Origin of the sequence: Enterococcus sp. AZ104 (genome assembly GCF_050546705.1) — a bacterium.
Taxonomy (GTDB): domain Bacteria; phylum Bacillota; class Bacilli; order Lactobacillales; family Enterococcaceae; genus Enterococcus; species Enterococcus faecalis.
Window position 1 is genome coordinate 568,797 of sequence record NZ_CP172952.1, and the last position, 23,972, is coordinate 592,768.

Genomic DNA, 23,972 nt, shown 5'->3' on the forward strand with positions numbered 1-23,972 from the left:
TTAAAAAACATTACTTCTTTACAATCTAGTTACAGTAATATGAAATTTTGTTGAAGTGTTTTTAATTCGCTAGAAAAAAAGGTATACTTGTTATAATAACAAAACTAAAAAATTACATTTACATATAAGTTAAAAAAGGAAAGTTGGGGACGTATCAATGAAGAAAGAATCAATGTCACGTATCGAAAGAAGGAAAGCACAACAAAGAAAGAAAACGCCAGTACAATGGAAGAAAAGCACTACTTTATTCAGCTCGGCGTTAATTGTTTCATCTGTAGGAACGCCCGTTGCGTTACTACCAGTGACTGCTGAGGCAACAGAAGAGCAGCCAACAAATGCGGAAGTTGCCCAAGCACCTACTACGGAAACTGGCTTAGTAGAGACACCAACAACAGAAACTACGCCAGGAACTACGGAACAACCGACAACGGATTCGTCAACAACGACTGAATCGACAACTGAATCATCAAAAGAAACACCAACAACACCAAGTACCGAGCAACCAACAGTTGATTCAACTACACCTGTGGAATCAGGAACGACTGATTCTTCAGTAGCAGAAATCACGCCAGTAGCTCCTTCAACAACCGAGTCTGAAGCAGCGCCTGCGGTTACACCCGATGATGAAGTAAAAGTACCAGAAGCTAGAGTAGCTTCTGCGCAAACTTTTTCAGCGTTATCACCGACGCAAAGTCCTTCAGAATTTATTGCCGAGTTAGCACGTTGTGCACAACCTATTGCGCAAGCCAATGATTTATATGCATCAGTGATGATGGCTCAAGCAATCGTTGAAAGTGGTTGGGGAGCAAGTACGCTATCTAAGGCACCAAACTATAACTTATTTGGGATTAAAGGCAGCTACAATGGACAATCTGTCTATATGGATACATGGGAATATTTAAACGGCAAATGGTTAGTGAAAAAAGAACCTTTCCGTAAATATCCTTCTTACATGGAATCATTCCAAGATAATGCGCACGTGCTAAAAACAACTTCTTTCCAAGCGGGCGTTTACTATTATGCTGGGGCTTGGAAAAGCAATACAAGTTCGTACCGCGATGCAACTGCTTGGTTAACAGGTCGTTATGCGACAGATCCTAGCTACAATGCTAAATTAAATAATGTCATTACCGCATATAACTTAACTCAATATGATACACCATCTTCTGGTGGAAATACTGGGGGCGGAACAGTTAATCCAGGAACAGGCGGCTCGAACAATCAATCAGGAACGAACACGTACTATACTGTAAAATCAGGAGATACCTTGAATAAAATTGCCGCGCAATATGGTGTGAGCGTTGCTAATTTACGCTCATGGAACGGCATCTCTGGCGATTTAATTTTCGTTGGTCAAAAACTTATCGTGAAAAAAGGTGCTTCAGGTAACACTGGTGGCTCAGGCAGCGGTGGTTCTAACAATAATCAATCAGGAACGAACACGTACTATACTGTAAAATCAGGGGATACCTTGAATAAAATTGCCGCCCAATATGGCGTGAGCGTTGCTAATTTACGCTCATGGAATGGCATCTCTGGCGATTTAATTTTCGTTGGTCAAAAACTCATCGTGAAAAAAGGTACTTCAGGTAACACTGGTGGCTCAAACAACGGTGGCTCTAACAATAATCAATCAGGAACGAATACGTACTACACAATTAAATCAGGCGATACCTTGAACAAAATTGCCGCGCAATATGGCGTGAGTGTTGCTAATTTACGCTCATGGAATGGCATTTCTGGCGACTTAATCTTCGCTGGTCAAAAAATTATTGTGAAAAAAGGTACTTCAGGTAACACCGGCGGCTCAAGCAATGGTGGTTCTAACAATAATCAATCAGGAACGAATACGTACTACACGATTAAATCAGGCGATACCTTGAACAAAATTTCTGCACAATTCGGTGTTAGTGTGGCTAACTTACAAGCCTGGAATAACATCAGCGGTAGTTTGATTTTTGCTGGTCAAAAGATTATCGTGAAAAAAGGCGCCAACTCAGGTTCAACGAATACGAACAAGCCTACGAATAATGGTGGCGGTGCGACAACATCCTACACGATTAAATCAGGCGATACGTTGAATAAAATTTCTGCACAGTTTGGCGTGAGTGTTGCTAATCTACGTTCATGGAACGGGATCAAAGGCGATTTAATTTTTGCTGGTCAAACAATCATCGTGAAAAAAGGCGCTTCTGCAGGTGGCAATGCTTCTTCAACAAATAGTGCATCAGGCAAACGCCATACAGTTAAAAGCGGTGATTCACTTTGGGGCTTATCAATGCAATACGGAATCAGCATCCAAAAAATCAAACAATTAAATGGCTTAAGCGGGGATACAATTTATATTGGTCAAACTTTAAAAGTTGGTTAATTTAAGATTGAAAAAAATAGCTATCTTTGGTAACATGAGTCTTATAATAGAAAAAAACAATGAGAAGGAATAGTAGAAAGAACCATGTGATAGAGAGCGTATGGCTGGTGGAAATACGTACAGAAGCTTTTGAACTCGCCTTTAAGTTACTTTTTTGAACAAACCAAGTAGGAAAAGTCGGTGACGATCGTTAAGACGTTTGAGGTTAAGGTGACGGTGACTGACCGTTTCTTTGACGAATTTAGGTGGTACCACGTTGCATTTGTATGTTCACGTCCTATAGGAATTTTTCCTATAGGACTTTTTTTTATCACTAAGTGGCTAGTTTAAGTCAGAATAGTGACAATGGCTGCAGGTGGCAAATTTTAAGAATGAAAAATTTTATATTACTAGGAGGAATAACATGAGCTACAATCACAAAGAGATTGAGAAAAAATGGCAAAAATATTGGGCTAAGAACAATTGTTTCAATACATTGGACGACCCAAATAAAGAAAAATTTTATGCACTAGATATGTTTCCCTATCCATCTGGACAAGGCTTACACGTAGGTCACCCGGAAGGCTATACAGCAACCGATATTCTTTCACGTATGAAACGTGCGCAAGGCTATAATGTGTTGCATCCAATGGGCTGGGATGCGTTTGGTTTGCCAGCAGAGCAATATGCGTTAGATACAGGAAATGACCCAGCTGAATTTACTAAGAAAAATATCGAAACATTCCGTCGCCAAATTAATTCACTAGGATTCAGCTATGATTGGAATCGCGAAATTAATACCACTGATCCTGAATATTACAAATGGACACAATGGATATTTACAAAATTATATGAAAAAGGGTTAGCTTATGAAGCAGAAGTTGCGGTTAACTGGGTACCTGAACTAGGAACTGTTATTTCAAATGAAGAAGTCATTGATGGAAAAAGTGAACGTGGTGGTTATGATGTGGTTCGCCGACCAATGCGTCAATGGATGCTGAAAATTACTGCTTATGCAGATCGCTTATTAGAAGATTTAGAGCTTGTTGATTGGCCAGAAAGTATTAAAGATATGCAACGAAATTGGATTGGACGTTCTGAAGGAGCCAATGTGACCTTTAAAGTCGCTGGTACAGAAGAAAGTTTCACGGTGTTTACAACCCGTCCTGATACCTTGTTCGGTGCAACCTATACTGTTCTAGCTCCTGAACTAGAACTAGTGAAAAAAATTACGACACCTGAACAAACAGCAGCTGTAGAAGCATATATTGAAGAAACCTCAAAAAAATCTGATTTAAATAGAACGGATTTAGCAAAAGAAAAAACAGGTGTTTTCACAGGTGCGTATGCGATAAATCCAGTCAATGGCCAAGAAATTCCAATTTGGATTGGCGATTATGTTTTAGCAAGCTATGGCACAGGCGCAATCATGGCGGTCCCAGCGCATGATGAACGGGATTACGAATTTGCGAAAACATTTGGCATTGATATCCTACCAGTAATCGCAGGTGGCGACATTACAACAGAAGCCTATACAGGGGATGGACCGCATATCAATTCTGATTTCTTAAATGGATTAAACAAAGCAGAAGCCATCGCTAAAATGAATGAGTGGCTAGAAGAAAATCACGTAGGGAAAAAAGAAGTATCTTATCGTTTACGTGACTGGTTATTCTCTCGTCAACGCTACTGGGGTGAACCAATTCCTGTGATCCATTGGGAAGATGGAACAACCACAACGGTTCCTGAATCTGAGTTACCTCTACGTTTACCAGTAACATCGGATATTCGCCCAAGTGGAACTGGGGAATCGCCATTAGCAAACATTGATGAATGGGTCAATGTCGTCGACCCTGAAACTGGCATGAAGGGAAAACGTGAAACGAATACTATGCCACAATGGGCTGGAAGCTCTTGGTATTACTTACGATTCATTGATCCTCATAATAAAAATGAAATTGCTGATTTTGAAAAATTAAAACGTTGGTTACCAGTTGATATCTATATTGGTGGTGCCGAACATGCGGTGCTGCATTTACTGTATGCTCGTTTTTGGCATAAATTCTTATATGATATTGGTGTGGTTCCTACCAAAGAACCTTTCCAAAAATTATACAACCAAGGTATGATTTTAGGAGAAAACAACGAAAAAATGTCTAAATCACGTGGCAATGTTGTAAATCCCGATGATGTGGTGGCTAAATATGGTGCGGATACGTTACGTCTTTATGAAATGTTCATGGGCCCGTTAGATGCTTCCATTGCTTGGAATGAAAATGGCTTAGAAGGAAGTCGTAAATTCTTAGATCGCGTTTGGCGTCTGATTGTTGATGAAGAAGGAAAAATGCGTGACCGAATTACCACAATTAATGATGGCCGTTTAACGAAAGTTTATCACCAAACGGTTAAAAAAGTGACAGAAGATATGGCAAACTTGCACTTTAATACAGCGATTTCTCAATTAATGGTTTTTGTGAATGAAGCCAATAAAGTGGATGCCTTACCTTATGAATATGTGGAAGGATTTGTCCAATTACTTGCGCCAATCGCGCCACATATTGGTGAAGAACTATGGCAAATTTTAGGTAACGAGGAAAGTTTAACTTATGTCCCTTGGCCAACCTATGATGAAGCAGCCTTAGTAGAAGATGAAGTGGAAGTAGTTTTCCAAGTGAACGGAAAATTACGTGGCAAACAAAATGTCGCTCGTGGGTTAAGCAAAGAAGAATTAGAACAAATTGCAATGAACCATGAAGCTGTTAAAGAATTTATTGAAGGAAAAACAGTGCGCAAAGTGATTGCTGTTCCAGATAAATTAGTAAATATTGTTGCAAATTAAGTTATATGTTTTTATTAAAAAAAGAGCCGGACGTATCAAAACGTCAGGCTCTTTTTAAGGTTGTTTTGTTTTACCTTTTTGATTCATATGTTCTTTACATGTGATTGTTATAACCGAAAGCAAGGCGATGAAGAGAAAAAAGTAACCGAGCGGCGTACAGAAAAAGGCGGGTTCTTTTAAAAGTCCATCGCTAGATAATGTTGATCCAACTAAAATAGAGATCATAAATAATAAAAGACTAATCAAGCCAAGAAATAAGCTAATACGATATTTTTTCAACTTCAGTTCCTCCTTTAATGAACTATCACTAAGATAAATCAAAAAGGTTAACTTTTTTTTAGGCAACTGTTAAAACTTAGATAAGAAATCTATTTTCTAAGTTTGTCGTTGTTGGTAATTGGTTAAGATCATACGTGAAAAGGGACCGACAATCAGCAATTGATAAGGAAGGGCAACAATAAAGTTCAGGCCCCAAGCTTGGAAATACGCACTTAGTGACAACGTCTGACCTTCCATTAATAAGCCAAATAAAGACATACAAGTCACCATGCCGATAATCATGAGACTCGAAATGGTCAGAATAAGTAATAGCCGTTTTTCTTTATTAAAGGGTAAAGAAAAAGCGATTTTCTTAGCTAAGACACCAACGATGAAAACGTCTAAAATAAAAGCAACGATAAATCCAGGAATCAAACCTTTTGATAAGGCGTACAATGAAAATTCTCCATGCAATAATAAATTATAGGTGCTCATTCCGAAAACCATCAGAAAGCACATTAACGTAGTAAAAAGCATTCCTTCTTTTTTATTAGTAGGCATTTTTTTCTCCTTTCATTTATTGAGAGTAATGATTGTTCTAGGCAGAAAAGGACAAATTCTCTCGACTTTTACTAGTGTAGCAAAAATAAAAGTTCTTCATAAGTTAGAATTTGCTAAGAATTTGATTCAAATAAAAAGGTGTACTAAGTCAGCAGTACACCTTTTTATTCGTTATTTAGTTTATTTTTGTGTTATTTGTAACGTCCTCTCCAAACCATTTTTGAGAAATTTTACTAAGGGTGCCATCTTTTCGTAACGTTTCAAAGGCAGTATTGATTTTTTGGACTAATTGATTGTCTGATTTGCGGACGCCCACAGCAAAATCTTCATTGTCATAGCCGACATGAGAAATAGTATAGTTTTTTAAATTATCTTCGTGGGAAAGATAGTAGTTGGCGTAGACGCGATCAATTAGGAGCCCATCAATTCGGCCAGATTTTAAATCTAAGAAAGCTTCATTAAAGCCGTCATATAAAATAGGCGTTTGGTCTTTAACAAATTTTTTCAAAACGTCAGGCTGACTTTCGAAGCCATCATAGCCAGAAGAGCCGTTTTGAACCCCTAAAATTTTGCCTTGCATGTCGCTCGCTGTTGCAATGTTTTTTTCTTTTAAAGAAACAAGTACTTGGTCGTTCGTCATGTAAGGTTGTGTGAATTGAACTTTTTCGGCCCGCTCGCTCGTTTTAGTGTAGCCGTTCCAAATAAGATCAATGGTTTGATTTTGTAATTCTGTTTCTTTCATGGACCAATCAATCGGTTGGAAGTCAACGGAAATGCCATAAAGTTTAAAAACCGCTTTGGCTAAGTCGACATCAAAGCCGACAATTTTGCCTGATTTATCTTGAAAACCCATGGGAACAAAGGAGTCATCTAAGCCAATAATAATCCGTTTTTCTTCGTTAATCCGTGTCCATTGATCTTCGTTGCTTTTTCTTTTACCACAACCTGCAAATAGGAGTAAACTACAACAGATAACCAGCAAGGCTAAAGAATATTTCTTTTTCATCATAAACTCCTTTCTATTGGACGGGGGCAACCGTCAAAAGATTGTCTGCAATTTTTTCAGCGAAAGCCATATCGTGGGTCACGACAATCTGTGTCATGCCTTGTTTCCGTAAATCTAAAATAACTTCTTCCACTTGTTGGCGTAAAGCTGGATCTAGCGCGCTCGTTGGTTCATCGTACCCAAGAACTTTTGGCTTCATTGCTAAGGCACGAGCAAGTGCAACTCGTTGTTTTTGTCCACCGGAAAGTTGATACGGATAGAGTTTTTCTTTACCAGCCAAGCCCAATTTTTCCAGTAATTCTAAAGCTTCTTGCTGACTTTTTGCTTTTTCTTCTTTTAGTACTAATGTAGGTGCTAAGGTAATGTTTTCTAAAACTGATAAGTGAGGGAAAAGTTGGAAGTCCTGGAAAACGACCCCAACCACTTGATCGGCATTGTCCATTTCAGCAGGATTGAAAGGAACACCATCCAACAAAAGCTCGCCAGAATCAATGGTTTCTAAACCAGCCAAACAACGAAGTAAAGTGGTTTTTCCGCCGCCTGAAGGACCAACAATCGTTAAAATTTTACCATCTGGAATTTCTAAATTTAAGTGATCAATAATGGTCCGGTTATCAAAATGTTTGGTTAAATTTTTAATAGTTAACATGGTAGAGTCCTCCTATTTATAATATTGATAGAATTTTTCAATTTTCTTAGAAGCAACAGTCAAAATTGCCGTAAAGAGTAAATAAATCACTCCCACTAAAGCTAATGGTACTAATGTAACATCGCGGCTCATCGCAATTTTACCAGCACGTAAAAGATCGCCTAAGCCAAGTACATAAATAAGAGAAGTATCCTTGACCAAATTGATAATTTCATTTCCTACGGAAGGCAGCACGATTTTAACAACTTGTGGCAAAATAATCCGCGTGACTGTTTGAAAACGTGTTAAACGTAAAACCTTAGCAGCTTCATATTGACCTTGGGGAATTGCTTGAATCCCCCCGCGAAAAATTTCAGCAAAGTACGCAGCATAATTTAAAATAAATGCGAATAAGGCTGCATCGTAACGTTCAAAGACAATACCAATTAATGGTAAGCCGTAAAAAACAAAAATTAATTGTAACAATAGCGGAGTGCCGCGCATTAACCAAATGTAGAGGTTAATTAAGTAACGTAAAGGTTTAAACGAACTTTGTAAAATAAAGGCAATGATGATCCCCAGTGGAATCGAGCCAAGGAGTGTAAAGAAAAAGACTTTCAGTGTCATGCCAGCTCCGCTAACTAAAGCAGGTAAAATTTCTAAAATATAATCCATCATTTTTTCCTCCAACAATTTTTATTAAAAAACAAAAAAGCCTCTTGGCTGTGAGCCAAGAGGACGAATCGCATTCGTGGTGCCACCTCAATTTACTTATCTTTCACAAGATAAGCCTTATGTAGTTGCGTTGACAACTACTCTCTGTTAACGATAGAGTCACCGGTTTTTCTTACTAAAGGATTCAGAAAAACATCTTTTAGGTGTGAGTAAAGAAGAATCCATCTTTTTCTTTCAGCCAATGAAAAAGTCTCTGTAAAGGAAGAGCTAAATTACTATGTCCTAAGCTTTGATTGTAAGTATGAAATTGTTCGAACGGAACAGAAAACCTGTTGCTTTTCTAGCGTATCCCATTGAGCACATAGAAAAGGGGACAACAGACTTGAGCAGTTGAGGCATTCTCTCAGTTTGAAAAGCGCATCTAAAAAAACAAAAAAGTCCTTTGGCTGACTAGCCAAAGGACGAATAATCAATTATCGTGGTTCCACCTTAGTTTATTCGTGTTTCGCAACACGAACCTTATGAAGTTCATAACTTCGCCTGTTAACGAGTGGTCCCGGACTTTCCTACTAAGGGTTCAAAAAGTCAACTCCCAGATGTGGTTCGCTGTTTCTTTACGTCTTTTTCCACCAACCAAAGACTCTCTTCACTAAAGGAAACAGTTACTCTTCTGTTCTCTGTTTTTCAATACTTTACCACCAGAAAAAATATCTGTCAACTCTTATTCTTAAAAAAATATTTTTCTTTCAAAAAGTAAGTGCTGAAAAAGGACAAATGTATGGAAAATCATGTAAAATGTAGGTAAGTTGTTTGAACAGAAGGAGGAGTTTTGGTATGAAACAGAAAAAGTGGTTAATCGGACTTGTTGCACTGGGCTTGGTTTTAGCAGCATGTGGAAGTGGCGGTTCGAAAACGACCTCGAATGAAACAGCTACACAGAAAATTAACGTCGCATCTGGTGGTGAACTCTCGACATTAGACAGCGCTCATTATACAGATGTCTATAGTTCCGATATGATTGGTCAAGTAGTTGAAGGCTTGTATCGACAAGATAAAAATGGAGATCCTGAGCTAGCTATGGCGAAAGCAGAGCCACAAGTTAGTGAAGACGGGTTAGTCTATACATTCAAGTTACGAGAGGCAAAATGGACAAACGGGGATCCAGTTAAAGCAGGGGATTTTGTAGTTGCGTTTAGAAACGTGGTCGATCCAGCGTATGGTTCAAGTAGCAGTAATCAAATGGATATTTTTAAAAATGGGCGTGCGGTGCGGGAAGGACAAGCCACGATGGAAGAATTTGGTGTCAAAGCAATCGATGACCAGACACTAGAACTAACATTGGAAAATCCAATTCCTTATTTAGCCCAAGTCTTAGTTGGAACACCTTTTATGCCTAAAAATGAAGCCTTTGCCAAAGAAAAAGGTACTGCCTATGGGACTTCTGCAGATAATTTTGTTGGCAATGGGCCGTTTGTAATTTCAGGCTGGGATGGCAATTCCGAAACTTGGAAATTGAAGAAGAATAATCATTATTGGGATAAAGAACACGTAAAATTGAATGAAATTGATGTTCAAGTAGTGAAAGAAATTGGCACAGGAGCCAATCTTTTTGATAATGGCGACTTAGATTACACTGTTTTAGCAGATACTTATGCACTTCAGTATAAAGAGTCAAAACAAGCGCATTTTGTACCTAAAGCTATGGTAGGTTATTTAAGTCCCAATCATCGCCGTGAAATTACCGGCAATGAACATGTTCGAAAAGCTTTTTTACAAGCGATTGACAAAGAAACTTTTGCAAAAGAAATTTTAGGAGATGGCTCGACAGCTTTAAATGGTTTTGTACCAGCTAATTTTGCAAAAAATCCAGATACAGGTGAAGATTTCCGCAAAGAAAATGGTGATTTATTACCATATAATATTAAAGAAGCCCAAGCTAACTGGACCAAAGCGAAAGAAGAGTTGGGCAAAGATAAAATTGAATTGGAACTAATCTCAGCGGACTCAGCTATTGCCAAGAAAACCATTGAATTTGTTCAAGGGCAATTGCAACAAAATTTACCAGGTTTAACAATCAAATTAAAATCATTGCCTTTGCAAAATCGTTTGGATTTACAAACAGCAGGTAATTACGATTTAGCCTTTGGAACATGGACACCTGACTATGCTGATCCCATTAATTTTTTAGAATTTTATGACTCGAAAAGTGGCTTAAATACTTCTGGTTATAACGATTCGGCGTATGATGCGGGTCTCCAAAAAGTTAGAAAAGATTACGCCAATGAACCTGAAAAACGCTGGAATGAATTACTAAGTTTAGAAAAAACATTAATTGAAAAAGATGCCGGTGTTTTACCATTATTCCAAGGAGCCATTGGTTACTTGAAATCAGATCGATTACAAGGCTTGCAAGTATTTTCTTTTGGTCGCACAGTATCCTATCGTTTAGCTTATGTAGAAGAATAAATTGACTTCTGAAAAGTCCTATCTTTTGAAAAAGTCTGCTTTCTGTTTTATCCTTAAAGTAGGAAAATTAACTAAAAAAATCAACTATGAAAGGTAGGTTTTTCAAATGTTTAGCTTTCTATGGGCATTAATTGTCGGAGGAATTATTGGCGCAATTGCTGGCGCAATTTTAGGAAAAGACGTGCCAGGTGGCATTATTGGAAATATTATCGTGGGCTTTTTAGGAAGTTGGGTAGCATCACTCTTGTTGCCTTCTTTAGGACCAGTCATCGGCGGGTTTCCAATTATCTCAGCGTTGCTAGGAGCGATTATCTGTATCGCTATTTACTCTTTTATTGTAAACCGCAAGGCGTAAAATTGTATCAAAATGATATCTTGAAAAGCATCATAAAACTTGTGAAGGTTGATCAAACCATTACTTTTGATGTCTTTTCTCTCATATTTTAAGTCTATGACAAAAATCTCTTTGGATTTTTGTCATAGACTCTTTTTTTTTTCAAATATTTATTATGAGAATTTCCTGCGTTAGACTGCTTATTTTTCATTTATTATTCATTTTTGATAAAGGAAGTTTTGTTGGATAAAGTGAATAGCTCAAGGCTCAACAAAAATAAAGAGAAAATTAATATGTTAAGTTCAAGGGAAGTGAAATTCTGCTCTCATAATACGCCGTTTTATTCATTAAACGATAGTTGAAAAAAATAAGTGCCCTTGTTATTCTTTGAATTAAACTAATGGGGGCGAAAAGCATGGAATCGTTAAAAAGTAATCTTTTTTTGACCAGAGAAGCGTATTTGGAAGCTTTTAAAACAATCATGACACCTTTAAAAACGGCTATTTTAACATCAGAAAAACCTGGCGTGAATTTTGGGTCCAGTGGTGCTGTCTATGATCAGCAACATGCTGAAATGGAAGCGCTCATTCGACCATTATGGGGAATTGGACCGTATTGGGTTACTTGTAAAGATGATGTTTTAAGAGATGCTTATGTGGAAAAATTAATCGCAGGAACTGATCCGTCATCCCCAGATTATTGGGGCGATATTGTTGATTATGATCAATATATTGTGGAAGCAGCAGCATTATCTTTAACTTTATTGCTTCATAAGACATATTTTTGGGCCTGTTTTTCTGAGAAACAGCAAGAAAATATCATGGTTTGGTTAAATAAAGCACTTGGTTGTAAAATTCCTAAAAATAATTGGACGTTTTTCAAAGTGCTCATTCGTTTGGCACTCGAGGAATGTGGACAAGTGATTAACCAAGCGGAACTAGAGGAAGAATTGGCGTTGATTGAACGCATGTATTTAGGTGATGGTTGGTATATGGATGGTAAAACTACGCAAAGAGATTATTATATTTCGTTTGCTTTTCATTATTATAGTTTGATTTATGTCAAATTTATGCGAGAAAGAGATCCTGTTCGTGCGAAACGTTTTACAGAACGAGCCGTTATGTTCGCGCAAGACTATCTGTACTATTTTGATGAGGAGGGCGAAGCGTTACCTTACGGACGTAGTCAAACGTATCGGTTTGCTCAAGGAGCATTTTTCGCAGCTTTGATATTTGCAGAAGTAGAGGCTTTACCTTGGGGACAAATAAAAACGCTGTTAGCAAAACATTTACACTGTTGGATGCAACAGACTATTTTCACTTATGATGGTCGGTTGTCCATTGGCTATCATTACGAAAATTTAGTAATGGCAGAAGGTTATAACGCACCAGGCTCTCCGTATTGGGCTTTTAAAACATTTTTGTTGCTCGCAGTGGATCAAGACCATCCGTTTTGGCGTGCTGAACCGCTGGCGATAAAACGAGAAGAAAAGCGTTTGATAGAAAAGGGAAACATGTTATTAATCCATCCTAAAATGAAAACGCATGTCCTCGGCTATCCTGCAGGACTATGGCTTGAAAATCAAGCACATGCTGCGGCTAAATATAGTAAATTTGTCTATTCTAGCCGCTTTGGCTTTAGCGTTCCCAAAGCTGGTGCGCGTTATGAGGAGGGGGCTTTTGATAACGTATTGGCTGTTTCTCGTGATGGTGAATATTTTCGTGTTAAAGGGAAAGTTCATGATTTTTATTTAACAGAGGAGCAAGTTTATTATAAATGGCTACCTTTTCAGGAAGTAGAAATTGAAACAACCATTTATCCATTTGGAGAATGGCATGTTAGAGTACATGAAATAGTGACATCGGTTCCATTAAAAGTGCGCGAAGGAGGATTCAGTCTACCGTTACTTGGAAAATTTTCAGAAAAAGAACTTGGTAAAGAGTGGGCTAGAGTCGATTCAGGAGAATTGGGTTCGCAAATAGTTGCAATTGAAGGGTATGACCACGCAGGTATTCTTCAACCTGAACCCAATACATCGTTGTTTTTCCCAAGAACAAGTTTACCTTATTTGCAAAAAGAGCTACCAATAGGAACGCATCGCCTGATTTGTTTGGTAGGCGGTGTGACAAGGGAGGAATAAAAAATGATAAAAATCGAATTGAAAAATAAAGACAATCAGATTATTACTGGCCGAATCGATCACGAGAAGCCAGAAGCGCCATTCATGGCGGAGGGAGACACGTTAGCGGTATTAGCAATTAAACAGTACCTTTATCAAGTTGGCGATAAAATTGTAGTGACTTATACAGGGGCTACCCCTTATTTGATGGTTCAATTAGATGAAACTTTGGCTCCTTCATTGATTTATTTGAAAGAAAAAGTTTGGGAATATCAAATTCCATTAGAAGAATCTGCTCGAAAAGCTTTTGTTGATACGGCCTTTCATTCAGCAAGGCACCAAATAATGGTTCGACAAGCGCACACGTTTGAAAAAGACAATTATCAAAATCTTTCTATGAATACACATGACCAAAAAGAATATTCAGGAGCCTATCCTCATGCGTATGCAAACGTTGAAACGAGAGACGATGCTGTTTTCTTTGCGAAAAATGCTATTGATTCTAAGTTTGGTAACCTTTCTCATGGCTCGTATCCATTTGCTTCTTGGGGAATTAACCAGCAAAAGGAGGCACAGTTAACGATTGACTTTGGCAGGCCTGTAGAAACGGACTGGATCCGCTTGCTATTTCGGGCGGATTACCCACATGATAGCTATTGGGAGGAAGTCACTTTAGCTTTTTCAGATGGTGAGGAACGAGTAGTTGCCACAACGAATACCGCCTGTTTTCAAGAAATAAAGTTCCCAATGAAAACAACACAAACTTTGACATTAAAATGCTTACGAAAAGCGCTGGACTCTTCTCCGTTTCCAGCGTTGACCCAAATTGAAGTATTCGGTCGGAATAAATAACAAGAGGTCGGGACAGAACCGTTTAGCTCTGAGAAATAAGAAGAAATTTCCGAAAATTTCTCTTTGATTTTTGGAGAATTTCGGCTTATTTCCGAAGGAGTTGGTTCTGTTCCCGCCGTTTATCAGTTTTTGAGCGTGGAGCAAAAATCCAAAGTGATTTTTGTCCCACGCTCTTGTTTTTAAGAGAAATAATCAAGAAAGGTCGCTTTTTATTTTCTTTTACGTTATAATACAATAAGTTAATATGTTAACAAGTTAAGGAGTGGTGGAGATGTGTAGTCAAGAAAATAAACAAAGACTGATCTCTCTAGGAGAAAATGTCACAGATGAATGGATTCAAACGCAATTAAATGAATGCGTTTCAAAAATTGCTAAAAATATGCAGCGTTTCGGAACACAGTTTCCTTCAGCTTGTGCTACGAATGGTCGATATCGTCTCAAAGCTAACGATGATTGGACCAATGGCTTTTGGACAGGCATGCTTTGGCTGGCATATGAGTGGTCTCACCAAGAAAAATTTCGTTTACTGGCAATGGAAAATATTGACAGCTTTCAACAACGATTAGAGGAGCATTTTGTTTTGGACCACCATGACATTGGTTTTTTATATAGTCTATCGGCGGGTGCTGGGTATAAAATTACCGGTGATGAGCGCTGTAAACAAGAAGTGCTAGCTGCCGCTGAAGTATTGTCAGCACGATTCCAAGAAAATGGCTCCTTCATTCAAGCGTGGGGCCATTATGGTGATCCCAAAGAATATCGATTAATTATCGACTCATTAATGAATTTACCGCTTTTATTTGAAGCAACTAAATTATCTGGAAATAGGGTTTATGAGGAAATTGCCTCACGTCACTATCATACGTTAATGAAAACGGTGATTAAATCCGATGCGACAACTTATCATACCTATTATTTTGATCCAGAAACAGGCAAACCAAAACATGGAGCTACGCATCAAGGACATAGTGATACTTCCATTTGGGCACGAGGCCAAAGTTGGGCAATTTTAGGGATTCCCCTAAACGAAACATTTCTCCATTCCCAACCATTTCCGGAAATTTATCCACAAATAGTGGAGGTTTTTCTAGCTCATTTGCCAGCAGATTTAATTCCCTATTGGGATTTTGATTTTAATGACCAAATGCCATCTGACAAAGATAGCTCGGCACTGGCAATTGCGGCATGTGGTTTATTGGAAGCAGACAAACTACAGGCTTTTCCTCAAGCGAAAGAGCTTGCCAAAGGAATGATTTATCAATTAGGAGAATATTATCGTACGCAAAATGATTCCGAAAATGAAGGACTGCTACTCCATGGTGTTTACGCACATGCAGAAGGAAAAGGGATTGATGAACCCAACTTATGGGGCGATTATTTTTACATGGAAGCCTTAATGCGTTTAGCAAAACCATCATGGCAAAGATACTGGTAAAGGGGAAAAATGATGCAAACGTTTGAGATTAAAGAAGACTTTTTATTAAATGGACAACCAATAAAAATTATTAGCGGGGCGATTCATTACTTTCGAATGACACCTAGACAATGGGAAGATAGCCTCTATAATCTGAAAGCTTTAGGAGCTAATACAGTAGAAACCTACATTCCTTGGAATATTCATGAACCAGAAGAAGGCGTATACGATTTTGAAGGAATGAAAAACATTGAAGCATTTGTCCGCTTGGCAGAAGAACTGAATTTACTAGTTATTCTGCGTCCTTCGGCTTATATTTGTGCAGAATGGGAGTTTGGTGGCTTACCCGCATGGCTTTTGAAAGAAAAAGGCGTGCGATTACGTTCGACAGATCCTATTTTTATGACTAAAGTTCGTAACTATTTTCAAGTATTATTGCCTAAACTAGCACCACTGCAGATAACACAAGGTGGACCAGTGATCATGATGCAGGTTGAAAATGAATATGGGTCCTATGGAATGGAGAAAGCGTACTTGCGACAAACCAAGCAGATAATGGAAGAACTGGGGATTGAGGTTCCTCTTTTTACATCTGATGGCGCTTGGGAAGAGGTTTTGGATGCGGGGACGTTAATTGAAGAGGATGTTTTTGTGACAGGAAATTTTGGTAGTCATTCGAAAGAAAATGCTGCCGTTTTGAAAAAATTTATGACTCGTCATGGTAAAAAATGGCCATTGATGTGCATGGAATACTGGGATGGGTGGTTCAATCGTTGGGGCGAACCAGTGATTCAGCGAGAAGGTACCGACTTGGCGAAGGAAGTAAAAGATATGCTGGCAGTGGGTTCTTTAAATCTCTATATGTTTCATGGAGGAACAAATTTCGGCTTTTATAACGGGTGTTCGGCGCGAGGTGCAAAAGATTTACCTCAAGTCACTAGCTATGATTATGATGCTTTATTAACAGAAGCAGGAGAACCAACAGAAAAATATTATGCCGTTCAAAAAGCAATTAAAGAAGTATGTCCAGAAGTTTGGCAAGCACAACCACGCACGAAAAAACTGGGGAATTTAGGAAGCTTTCCAGTAACTGCTAGCGTATCCTTATTCGCAGTAAAAGATCAAATGATGACACCGAAGACCACCGCGTATCCATTAAGTATGGAAGAAGCTGGCTCAGGCTATGGCTACTTGCTTTATTCGTTTGATTTAAAAAATTATCATCATGAAAATAAACTAAAAGTCGTCGAGGCCAGTGATCGTTTACACATTTATGTAGATGGAGATTTAGCTGCTACCCAATATCAAGAGACAGTGGGAGAAGAGCTACTGATTTCAGGACAAACTGAAAAAGACACACTTGCGTTAGATATCTTAGTGGAAAACTTAGGTCGCGTTAATTATGGCTTTAAATTAAATAATCCGACACAAAGTAAAGGAATTCGAGGTGGAGTGATGCAAGACATTCATTTTCACCAAGGCTATCAACACTATCCCTTAACTTTTTCACAAGAGCAATTAGCCAAGATTGATTACACAGCTGGAAAAAATCCATTGCAGCCTTCATTTTATCAAGTAACATTTGAATTAGAACAGCTAGCAGACACGTATATTGACTGTCGAGGCTACGGCAAAGGATTCGTTGTGGTCAATGGCCATCATCTAGGTCGTTATTGGGAAATAGGACCCATTCATTCGCTGTATTGTCCCAAAGAATTTTTACAGCAAGGACAAAATGAAGTAGTAATTTTTGAAACAGAGGGAATTAACATTGAGTACTTGAAATTTACGAATCAAGTAATCATAGACTAAAAAAATAGAAGTAGAAGCTGAAATTTATTCGGCTTCTACTTCTATTTTGGTTTTGAAATATTTCCAATGTTTATAACTAATAATATATTCAGCAACACTACCATCTGCGAGATAGGAATGTTTAACTTGTTTAACAGCGGGTTCACGAAAACTTAATTGAAGTAAGTTCAATAACTCAGCATCTTCGGGAAAGACAATTTCATTTGTTTCTACAGAAGCTAACGAGAAGAGGTCTACTGAAAAATCTTTACGGACTCGTTCATACACACTTGCATAAGCTGTGAGGTCCTTTGAGAGCGGCTCTTTAACAAGCTTTTTGGGAAGATGTGTGATATGTACGAGAAAGGGTGTATCTTCAGAATAGCGTACACGCTTGATTCTATAATAAGAAGCGTTAGCTGGTAAGCCTAATTCCTTTAAAATTTCGGCTTGATTTTCTTCTTCAATTGAAAGGACTTTAACTTTTTCAGAGTCTAAAGAATGCAACTCGATATCAGAAAATTTTACATTTTGAGAAACTTTTGATTTCGAAACAAAGGTCCCTTTTCCTTGGATACGATACAAGTAACCTGCACTGGTCAGCTCATTCAGTGCTTTGACAGCTGTGATAGAACTAACAGCATATTTTCGTTTAATATCGGCTTCAGAATAAAATTTATCACCAGGAATAAAGGTATGATTTTTTATTTCACGTAAAAGGTCTTGTTTAATTTGTTCATATTTAGGTAACATGCGATTGCCTCCATTCTAGTAATCGAATGAATTAAGCATAACATGTTAACTAGCCTTTAGCAAACACTTTGAAAAAGAGGAAAGACAATTTTTATTTAAAGAATTCAAAAAAATAAATTCAATATATTAAGATATTAGGTTTACGGATAACTTAGTATGTGTTATAGTAAGTTCGTAGAGAACATAACATGTTAAGTAGGGTCACCTACATCTAGGGAGGGAAATTCGTGGAAAACATTGTACTAATTAGTCATGGTAGCATGGCTGAAGGCGTCAAAGTTAGCTTAGAAATGATCGTTGGTCGGCAAGAACACGTGCATACAGTCTCATTACGACCAGATAGCGACAATCTTCAATTTGAGAAAGAGCTAAATGAAAAAATGAAAGCCCTTAACGGTACGACACTGATTATTGCTGATTTACTAGGAGGAACGCCATGTAACGTGGCAACTAAGAATTATTTGAACGTTGACGGAGTGGAAATTATTGCAGGGATGACGCTCTCTGTTGTGATTGAAGCAGTGGTTAATCAACAGGCTTCGATTAAAGAATTAGTTTGTTTAGCACAAGAAAATATTGTTGATGTAAAAGCTGGGATGAATCAAGCAGAACAAGAGATTTCAGAAGCCAGCAAAGAAAAAGAGTTAAGTGACTATAGTCAATATGCTGGAAAAGAAAATATTGTAAACACACGGATTGATGAACGGTTAATTCATGGACAAGTAGCGGGAATTTGGTCGACAAGTCTTAGTACACAGCGAATAATTGTAGCCAATGATGAGGCGGCTACAGATCCTTTACAAAAATCATCTTTGAGAATGGCAGCGCCTTCTTCGATGCGTTTATCTGTTCTTGGAGTAGAGGCTGCCGCTAAAAATATTCAATCAGGAAAATATGGTAAACAGCGTTTATTTTTATTATTTAAAAATCCGAAAGATGTGCTCCGCTTTATCGAAGCGCAAGGACCTATCAAAACTGTAAATGTTGGGAATATGAGTTACAAAGAAGGAGCACGCGAAGTAACAAAAAGTATTCAAGTTTTACCAGAAGAAGAACAAATTTTTGAAACAATCGCTTCAAAAGGCGTCACTGTGACAGCCCAATTAGTTCCAAACGATCCAGTCGTTGATTTTATGAAAAAATTACGCGGCTAAAACTGTCAGACTAAGAAAGAATATTTTTAAATTTAGGAGGAAATTTCAATGCATTTAGCAGCGTATCAAATTATTTTAATTACTATTTATGCGTTTATTGCTATTAATGACTCACTTATTTCAAATACGTTGACGCAACCAGCTATTGCTGGAATGATTTCTGGAATGATTATGGGAGATTTAAAAACTGGTTTAATGGTTGGCGGCACTCTTCAATTAATGCGTTTAGGAATTGCTGCTTTTGGTGGAGCATCGGTACCTGATTATTTCACAGGGGCTGTTTTAGGAACCGCTTTCGCTGTAATCTCTGGAAAAGGAGCGGAGTATGGCATTGGTTTAGCTGTTCCTGTTTCTCTGTTGATGTTGCAACTAGATGTAGTCGCCCGTTTTTGTAATGTCTTTTTACTTCATAGTGTCGATAAAGCGATTGATAAGATGCAAGTAAAACGGATTCCACGCTTAGTTTTATCTGGTTCTGTTCTGTGGGGACTGTCTCGTGCCATTCCGATTTTATTAATGTTATTAGCGGGGGATGCTGTAGTAACAACGATTACCGATAACATGCCAGAATGGCTAATGACGGGCTTAAAAACAGCTGGAGGAGTATTACCTGTTGTCGGTGTAGGGATTTTATTACGTTACTTGCCAACGAAGCAATATATCCCCTATTTACTATTAGGCTTTTTCTTAGCGGCTTATTTAAAAGTTCCAATGTTAGGTGTTTCGATAGTTGGGATGGTAGCAGCGATGCTTGTATTTAAACGTGATGGGGCAAAAAGCACGACACAAGCAACAACAGGAAATGGTGATTTTGAAGGAGGATATGACGGCGATGAGTAAGCATAAACTGACAAAAAAAGAATTAAATGCAATTAGCTGGCGTTATATTTTAGGAAGCCAATTAAACTGGAACTATGAACGTATGATGAGTTCAGGATATTTATACGGCATCTTACCTGTTTTAAAAAAATTCTATGGTCATGATGAAGTACAATTTCAAGATATGATGCGCACACACAATCAATTTTTTAACACCAATGCTATTTTTGGGAATTTAATTATGGGGATTGATGTTGCGATTGAAGAGCAAGATGGCTATAAAGCGAAAGAAACAATTATTGCGCTAAAAACAGCTCTGATGGGTTCTTTGGCAGGCGTTGGGGACTCTTTATTCCACGTTATTTGGGGGACGATTTTCGGCTCTGTTGCAGGGACACTGGCTCAAAATGGTTCGGTGGTGGGCTGTGTTATTTGGATTATTGCAAATATTGCACTATTGTTTGGTCGGGCCGCGCTCTTACCCCTTGGTTATAAGCAAGGGGTCAAACTAGTGACGACCTTAAAAGACAAGTTATCTGCCTTTACGAATGCAGCAACTGTTCTTGGTGTGACTGTGATTGGTGCTTTAATTCCTTCAGTTATCAAGGCGACAGTTCCTTTTGTTTATAAAAAGAACGGGGTCGAATTAGTTATTCAAGATACGTTAGATGCGATTTTGCCTTCCTTAGTTCCAATCTTACTTGTTCTTTTAACTTATTGGATGTTAGGTCAAAAGAAATTAAATTCCACACGAGTGATTTGGATTATTTTAATTTTATCGATTGTTTTGAGTGCCTTTGGTATTTTGGCGTAAAAAGTATATTAAGTGATTTTCAGAGAGTCGGAGAGTGTAGAAAGTATTTTTCTTCACTCTTTTTCTCTAATTTGGATGTAAGCGTTTTACGATAATTTTTTAGGAGGAGAGAGAATGAAAAACAGGAAAATATGGGTAATGCTGGTCGGACTGTTTACTGCTTTGATGAGTGGATTTATGGGAACCACTCTTACTTTGGCAGAAGAAAACGAAGCGAGCCAAACGATTGAGCAACCCTCTTACATTTCAGATTTCCCCAATCAAGTTGGGCATTGGCAAGATTTGGTGGGAACAGCAGAAAAAAAGAATGATTCTGCTGGTTTATGGATAGCAAACACGAAGCAAGGGACAAACCTCGAATCTGTCTCTATCAATCTTGATGCACGCGAACAATCTTCAGGAGATCTTGAACTAACCTTTTTATATGAAGGGCAAAGTAACTTCGGATTGGTTTTTCGCGGAGATAAACAAAAGACGAGTCAATGGCAATCTTTTGCTTATAATCGTGACGGTCGCTGGCAGTTAGGACAACCAGGCGGTAAATGGCTAACTAATATTCCGGGACCAACATTACTAAGTGGCCAACAATATAAACTGCTAGTTCGCTATGATGGGAAAAAAATTCAAACATTCCTGAATGATCAATTATTTTATGAAAATGAAGAGGTTCATTATCCTGATGGTACGTCCATTAATGATGACTGGATGGGTGCTGTAGGAATTAGACTATTTGGTAATCTATCAAAGCTGAATATCATTTCTATGAAAAGTGGCCCCGTTGGTAGCATTCCTGTTATCGATTCATCTGCAGAATACCGAGAATTAAAAGAAAAATGGCGAAATCAGCTTGTTTCAAAAGAATATGATTCAACTAACCAAGCGCTTGTAGACTACGTCCAAAAAATCTCCAATGAAGCAACAGAACTCGATCAAACGATGAATAAAGAGCCGAACCGCAGCTATTTATGGCCACTAGAGCCTGGCAATACGCCATCGGCTGATTTAACGACTCAATTTACCAAATTGCAAAAATTAGCGTTAGCCTATGGAACGAAGGGGAGTACGCTTTACCAAGATGACAAATTGGCAGCAACCATTATTGATGGCTTAGATTTTATGGTAACGCAAAAAGGATATGATGGGAAAAAGTACCATGGAAATTGGTGGGACTGGCAAATTGGTGTGCCACAGAAGTTTCTTAATATTCTAATGATTTTAGAGGATAAAGTTTCTCCAGAAAAGCAACAAATCTATACAAATGCGCTGAGCAGTTATGTCCCAGATCCGTTTAAACAGTTGTATACAAAACCACAAGGAACGTTTGTGGATTTAGCTTTTATCCCAAATTTTGTGACATCAGGAGCGAACCGAACGGACTTAGCTTTAACTGTTTTGGGGTTAGGAATTTTACAAAAGGATAGCGGGAAAATTAACCAAGCATCCAGTAGTATCGTCGATGTATTTAAATTAGTCACAAAAGGTGATGGTTTTTACCAAGATGGTTCTTTTATCCAGCACAATAACATTCCTTATACAGGTTCGTATGGCAATGTTTTGGTGAAAGGGGTTGGACAAATTTTGGCCATTACAGCAGATTCATCTTTTCAAATGGATGCAACTCTTGTGACAGAATTTGTTGAAAATGTTGATCGTGCCTTTCTTCCTTTGATTTATAAAGGTGAAATGCTACCAACCGTGAATGGCCGTTCCATCTCAAGAGCCCCAGCAGTTGGAAAAACAGGCTACGGCTCAACTACCATGTATAATTTATTAATTGTGGCTAAATTTGCCCCTAATAATTATCAAAAGAAATTTCAAGAAGCCGTTAAATATTGGATGAAGGAGAACCCAGATTATTATTTGACAAATGCTCGTGATTTTAATGATTTACAGATGACTATGCAACTTTTAACTAATCCAGAAATTACGGGAGGGCAACTTCCTTTTACAGGCACGAAACTTTATGCTTCGATGGATCGATTTGTCCAACGCACACCTAGTTATATGTTTGGGCTAGGCTTGTATTCAAAGCGCACTGCATCTTTTGAAGCAGGGAATAAAGAAAATAAACGTGGCTGGCACACTGGTGACGGAATGATGTACGTATATAATGATGACGAGGTTCAATTTAATTCCAGCTATTGGCCAACTGTAGATCCCTATCGACTACCAGGAACAACGGTAGATACCATTTCTTTGGCAGATGAAGTTTCAGCATTTACAACAATCACATCGAAAGAGCAATGGGTTGGTGGAGTAACGTCAGACAATCAGGCAGTAGTAGGGATGGCTCTTAATAAAGACGGGACCAAAAATAATGGGAAACTTTTACCTATGAACCTACAAGCTAAAAAATCTTGGTTTGTATTAAATGGGCAAATTATCGCATTAGGCGCAGGAATTAAAGGGGATACAGAAGCTTCGATTGAGACAGTTGTTGATAATCGTTTGTTAAATGATGCGTATCAGTATCAAGTGCTATCAAATATTGGGGAGATTCATGAGAAAAATGAAACGAGTAAAAAACAATGGTTATTACTAAAGTCGGATCATTCCAATGCTAATATGGGTTATTATTTTCCAGAAGAAACAACGGTAAATGTTAAAAGTGAAACTAGAAAAGGAACCTATAAAGCAATTAATGAAGCATTTCCAAGTGATAAAGAATATGTAGGTGATTATCGAACATTTACGATTCAACATGGTCAACACCCAACGAACGAGCATTATGCTTATGTAGTTTTACCAGGAATCGATGAAACTGATTTAAAAACATATGCTGCCAAAAAAACAGTAGAAGTTCTCTCAAATACAGAAGAAATTCAAGCAGTTAAGCAAGAAGAAGAAGGCTATCTTGGGGTTAACATTTGGTCAGAAACTGGCGGTACAATAGCAGGGATTACCTCAAATAAAGCTATTTCTTTAATGAGAAAGACACAACAACACCAAAAAACGTATACTTTCTCTGATCCCACACAAACAACTAAGACACTGACTTTAAAAATACCAAAAGATTACAGCAGAGTAATTAGTCAAAGTGACGGAATCACTTATGATGATGCAACAGAAACCTTTACTATTAATTTTGAAAATGCTGCAGGAAGTAGTAAACAAATTATTGTAGAATAACTAAAAGAAA

At 38.0% G+C, this 23,972-nt stretch carries 18 protein-coding genes and 3 other annotated features; of the genes, 12 read left to right on the forward strand and 6 right to left on the reverse strand.

Going from position 1 to position 23,972, the window contains the following annotated elements:
- Positions 1 to 157: 157 nt before the first annotated feature.
- On the forward strand, positions 158 to 2,371 hold the full coding sequence (locus IGJ37_RS02800) for an autolysin (RefSeq protein WP_325814990.1): 2,214 nt from the start codon (positions 158 to 160) through the stop codon (positions 2,369 to 2,371).
- A gap of 50 nt (positions 2,372 to 2,421) precedes the next feature.
- Positions 2,422 to 2,654, forward strand: a binding site (T-box leader).
- Between the two features lie 120 nt (positions 2,655 to 2,774).
- Positions 2,775 to 5,189: a leucine--tRNA ligase gene (gene leuS / locus IGJ37_RS02805; RefSeq protein ID WP_002364766.1), complete on the forward strand. Its 2,415-nt coding sequence runs from the start codon at positions 2,775 to 2,777 to the stop codon at positions 5,187 to 5,189.
- A 54-nt stretch (positions 5,190 to 5,243) separates the two neighbouring features.
- On the opposite strand, the gene IGJ37_RS02810 is transcribed toward leuS, so the two are convergent.
- From IGJ37_RS02810 to IGJ37_RS02830, 5 genes are all read right to left on the reverse strand, one after another.
- Positions 5,244 to 5,468, reverse strand: coding sequence for a DUF3955 domain-containing protein (locus IGJ37_RS02810; protein ID WP_002383054.1), 225 nt, complete (start codon positions 5,466 to 5,468; stop codon positions 5,244 to 5,246).
- Positions 5,469 to 5,564: 96 nt separating this feature from the next.
- Positions 5,565 to 6,008, reverse strand: a complete 444-nt coding sequence (locus IGJ37_RS02815; RefSeq protein WP_325814991.1) for a DUF2798 domain-containing protein — start codon at positions 6,006 to 6,008, stop codon at positions 5,565 to 5,567.
- Positions 6,009 to 6,183: 175 nt separating this feature from the next.
- A complete protein-coding gene (locus tag IGJ37_RS02820; RefSeq protein WP_002355679.1) occupies positions 6,184 to 7,017 on the reverse strand; it encodes an amino acid ABC transporter substrate-binding protein in 834 nt (277 codons plus the stop codon).
- A 10-nt stretch (positions 7,018 to 7,027) separates the two neighbouring features.
- Positions 7,028 to 7,663 carry an amino acid ABC transporter ATP-binding protein gene (locus IGJ37_RS02825; RefSeq protein ID WP_002358764.1) on the reverse strand — a complete coding sequence of 212 codons (636 nt, stop codon included), beginning with the start codon at positions 7,661 to 7,663 and terminating at the stop codon, positions 7,028 to 7,030.
- A gap of 12 nt (positions 7,664 to 7,675) precedes the next feature.
- The gene (locus tag IGJ37_RS02830) at positions 7,676 to 8,320 is read right to left on the reverse strand and encodes an amino acid ABC transporter permease (protein WP_002383057.1); all 645 of its coding nucleotides are present in this window, start codon (positions 8,318 to 8,320) and stop codon (positions 7,676 to 7,678) included.
- 53 nt (positions 8,321 to 8,373) lie between these two features.
- Positions 8,374 to 8,616, reverse strand: a binding site (T-box leader).
- 155 nt (positions 8,617 to 8,771) lie between these two features.
- Positions 8,772 to 9,004: a binding site (T-box leader), on the reverse strand.
- 147 nt (positions 9,005 to 9,151) lie between these two features.
- On the opposite strand from IGJ37_RS02830, the gene IGJ37_RS02835 reads away from it, so the two are divergent.
- From IGJ37_RS02835 to IGJ37_RS02860, 6 genes are all read left to right on the forward strand, one after another.
- The gene (locus IGJ37_RS02835; RefSeq protein WP_173958562.1) at positions 9,152 to 10,783 is read left to right on the forward strand and encodes a peptide ABC transporter substrate-binding protein; all 1,632 of its coding nucleotides are present in this window, start codon (positions 9,152 to 9,154) and stop codon (positions 10,781 to 10,783) included.
- A 106-nt stretch (positions 10,784 to 10,889) separates the two neighbouring features.
- Positions 10,890 to 11,138, forward strand: coding sequence for a GlsB/YeaQ/YmgE family stress response membrane protein (locus tag IGJ37_RS02840; protein WP_002355684.1), 249 nt, complete (start codon positions 10,890 to 10,892; stop codon positions 11,136 to 11,138).
- A 379-nt stretch (positions 11,139 to 11,517) separates the two neighbouring features.
- Positions 11,518 to 13,257 (forward strand): DUF2264 domain-containing protein, encoded by a 1,740-nt coding sequence (locus IGJ37_RS02845; protein WP_325814993.1) that lies wholly within the window; start codon positions 11,518 to 11,520, stop codon positions 13,255 to 13,257.
- A gap of 3 nt (positions 13,258 to 13,260) precedes the next feature.
- Positions 13,261 to 14,088: a hypothetical protein gene (locus tag IGJ37_RS02850; protein WP_002391333.1), complete on the forward strand. Its 828-nt coding sequence runs from the start codon at positions 13,261 to 13,263 to the stop codon at positions 14,086 to 14,088.
- A gap of 271 nt (positions 14,089 to 14,359) precedes the next feature.
- Positions 14,360 to 15,523, forward strand: coding sequence for a glycoside hydrolase family 88 protein (locus IGJ37_RS02855; protein ID WP_002390979.1), 1,164 nt, complete (start codon positions 14,360 to 14,362; stop codon positions 15,521 to 15,523).
- A gap of 12 nt (positions 15,524 to 15,535) precedes the next feature.
- Positions 15,536 to 17,314: a glycoside hydrolase family 35 protein gene (locus tag IGJ37_RS02860; protein ID WP_325815068.1), complete on the forward strand. Its 1,779-nt coding sequence runs from the start codon at positions 15,536 to 15,538 to the stop codon at positions 17,312 to 17,314.
- Positions 17,315 to 17,338: 24 nt separating this feature from the next.
- On the opposite strand, the gene IGJ37_RS02865 is transcribed toward IGJ37_RS02860, so the two are convergent.
- Positions 17,339 to 18,046 (reverse strand): GntR family transcriptional regulator, encoded by a 708-nt coding sequence (locus IGJ37_RS02865; protein WP_002366233.1) that lies wholly within the window; start codon positions 18,044 to 18,046, stop codon positions 17,339 to 17,341.
- A gap of 260 nt (positions 18,047 to 18,306) precedes the next feature.
- Here IGJ37_RS02865 and IGJ37_RS02870 point away from each other — a divergent pair, with 260 nt between their 5' ends.
- The 4 genes from IGJ37_RS02870 (at position 18,307) to IGJ37_RS02885 (ending at position 23,962) form a co-directional block, all read left to right on the forward strand.
- Positions 18,307 to 19,200: a PTS mannose/fructose/sorbose transporter subunit IIAB gene (locus tag IGJ37_RS02870; RefSeq protein WP_325815069.1), complete on the forward strand. Its 894-nt coding sequence runs from the start codon at positions 18,307 to 18,309 to the stop codon at positions 19,198 to 19,200.
- 48 nt (positions 19,201 to 19,248) lie between these two features.
- On the forward strand, positions 19,249 to 20,040 hold the full coding sequence (locus tag IGJ37_RS02875) for a PTS mannose/fructose/sorbose/N-acetylgalactosamine transporter subunit IIC (protein ID WP_002358771.1): 792 nt from the start codon (positions 19,249 to 19,251) through the stop codon (positions 20,038 to 20,040).
- Positions 20,033 to 20,833 carry a PTS system mannose/fructose/sorbose family transporter subunit IID gene (locus IGJ37_RS02880; RefSeq protein WP_016622232.1) on the forward strand — a complete coding sequence of 267 codons (801 nt, stop codon included), beginning with the start codon at positions 20,033 to 20,035 and terminating at the stop codon, positions 20,831 to 20,833. Before IGJ37_RS02875 ends, IGJ37_RS02880 begins: the two co-directional genes overlap by 8 nt.
- Before the next feature lie 114 nt (positions 20,834 to 20,947).
- Positions 20,948 to 23,962 carry a polysaccharide lyase 8 family protein gene (locus tag IGJ37_RS02885; protein ID WP_325814996.1) on the forward strand — a complete coding sequence of 1,005 codons (3,015 nt, stop codon included), beginning with the start codon at positions 20,948 to 20,950 and terminating at the stop codon, positions 23,960 to 23,962.
- Positions 23,963 to 23,972 lie beyond the last annotated feature (10 nt).

Bases quoted from the DNA above. Each gene is read 5' to 3' on its own strand.
- IGJ37_RS02800 (WP_325814990.1), top strand. From the start codon at position 158: ATGAAGAAAGAATCAATGTCACGTATCGAAAGAAGGAAAGCACAACAA.
- leuS (WP_002364766.1), top strand. From the start codon at position 2,775: ATGAGCTACAATCACAAAGAGATTGAGAAAAAATGGCAAAAATATTGG.
- IGJ37_RS02815 (WP_325814991.1), bottom strand. From the start codon at position 6,008: ATGCCTACTAATAAAAAAGAAGGAATGCTTTTTACTACGTTAATGTGC.
- IGJ37_RS02820 (WP_002355679.1), bottom strand. From the start codon at position 7,017: ATGATGAAAAAGAAATATTCTTTAGCCTTGCTGGTTATCTGTTGTAGT.
- IGJ37_RS02825 (WP_002358764.1), bottom strand. From the start codon at position 7,663: ATGTTAACTATTAAAAATTTAACCAAACATTTTGATAACCGGACCATT.
- IGJ37_RS02830 (WP_002383057.1), bottom strand. From the start codon at position 8,320: ATGATGGATTATATTTTAGAAATTTTACCTGCTTTAGTTAGCGGAGCT.
- IGJ37_RS02835 (WP_173958562.1), top strand. From the start codon at position 9,152: ATGAAACAGAAAAAGTGGTTAATCGGACTTGTTGCACTGGGCTTGGTT.
- IGJ37_RS02840 (WP_002355684.1), top strand. From the start codon at position 10,890: ATGTTTAGCTTTCTATGGGCATTAATTGTCGGAGGAATTATTGGCGCA.
- IGJ37_RS02845 (WP_325814993.1), top strand. From the start codon at position 11,518: ATGGGGGCGAAAAGCATGGAATCGTTAAAAAGTAATCTTTTTTTGACC.
- IGJ37_RS02850 (WP_002391333.1), top strand. From the start codon at position 13,261: ATGATAAAAATCGAATTGAAAAATAAAGACAATCAGATTATTACTGGC.
- IGJ37_RS02855 (WP_002390979.1), top strand. From the start codon at position 14,360: ATGTGTAGTCAAGAAAATAAACAAAGACTGATCTCTCTAGGAGAAAAT.
- IGJ37_RS02860 (WP_325815068.1), top strand. From the start codon at position 15,536: ATGCAAACGTTTGAGATTAAAGAAGACTTTTTATTAAATGGACAACCA.
- IGJ37_RS02865 (WP_002366233.1), bottom strand. From the start codon at position 18,046: ATGTTACCTAAATATGAACAAATTAAACAAGACCTTTTACGTGAAATA.
- IGJ37_RS02870 (WP_325815069.1), top strand. From the start codon at position 18,307: ATGGCTGAAGGCGTCAAAGTTAGCTTAGAAATGATCGTTGGTCGGCAA.
- IGJ37_RS02875 (WP_002358771.1), top strand. From the start codon at position 19,249: ATGCATTTAGCAGCGTATCAAATTATTTTAATTACTATTTATGCGTTT.
- IGJ37_RS02880 (WP_016622232.1), top strand. From the start codon at position 20,033: ATGAGTAAGCATAAACTGACAAAAAAAGAATTAAATGCAATTAGCTGG.
- IGJ37_RS02885 (WP_325814996.1), top strand. From the start codon at position 20,948: ATGAAAAACAGGAAAATATGGGTAATGCTGGTCGGACTGTTTACTGCT.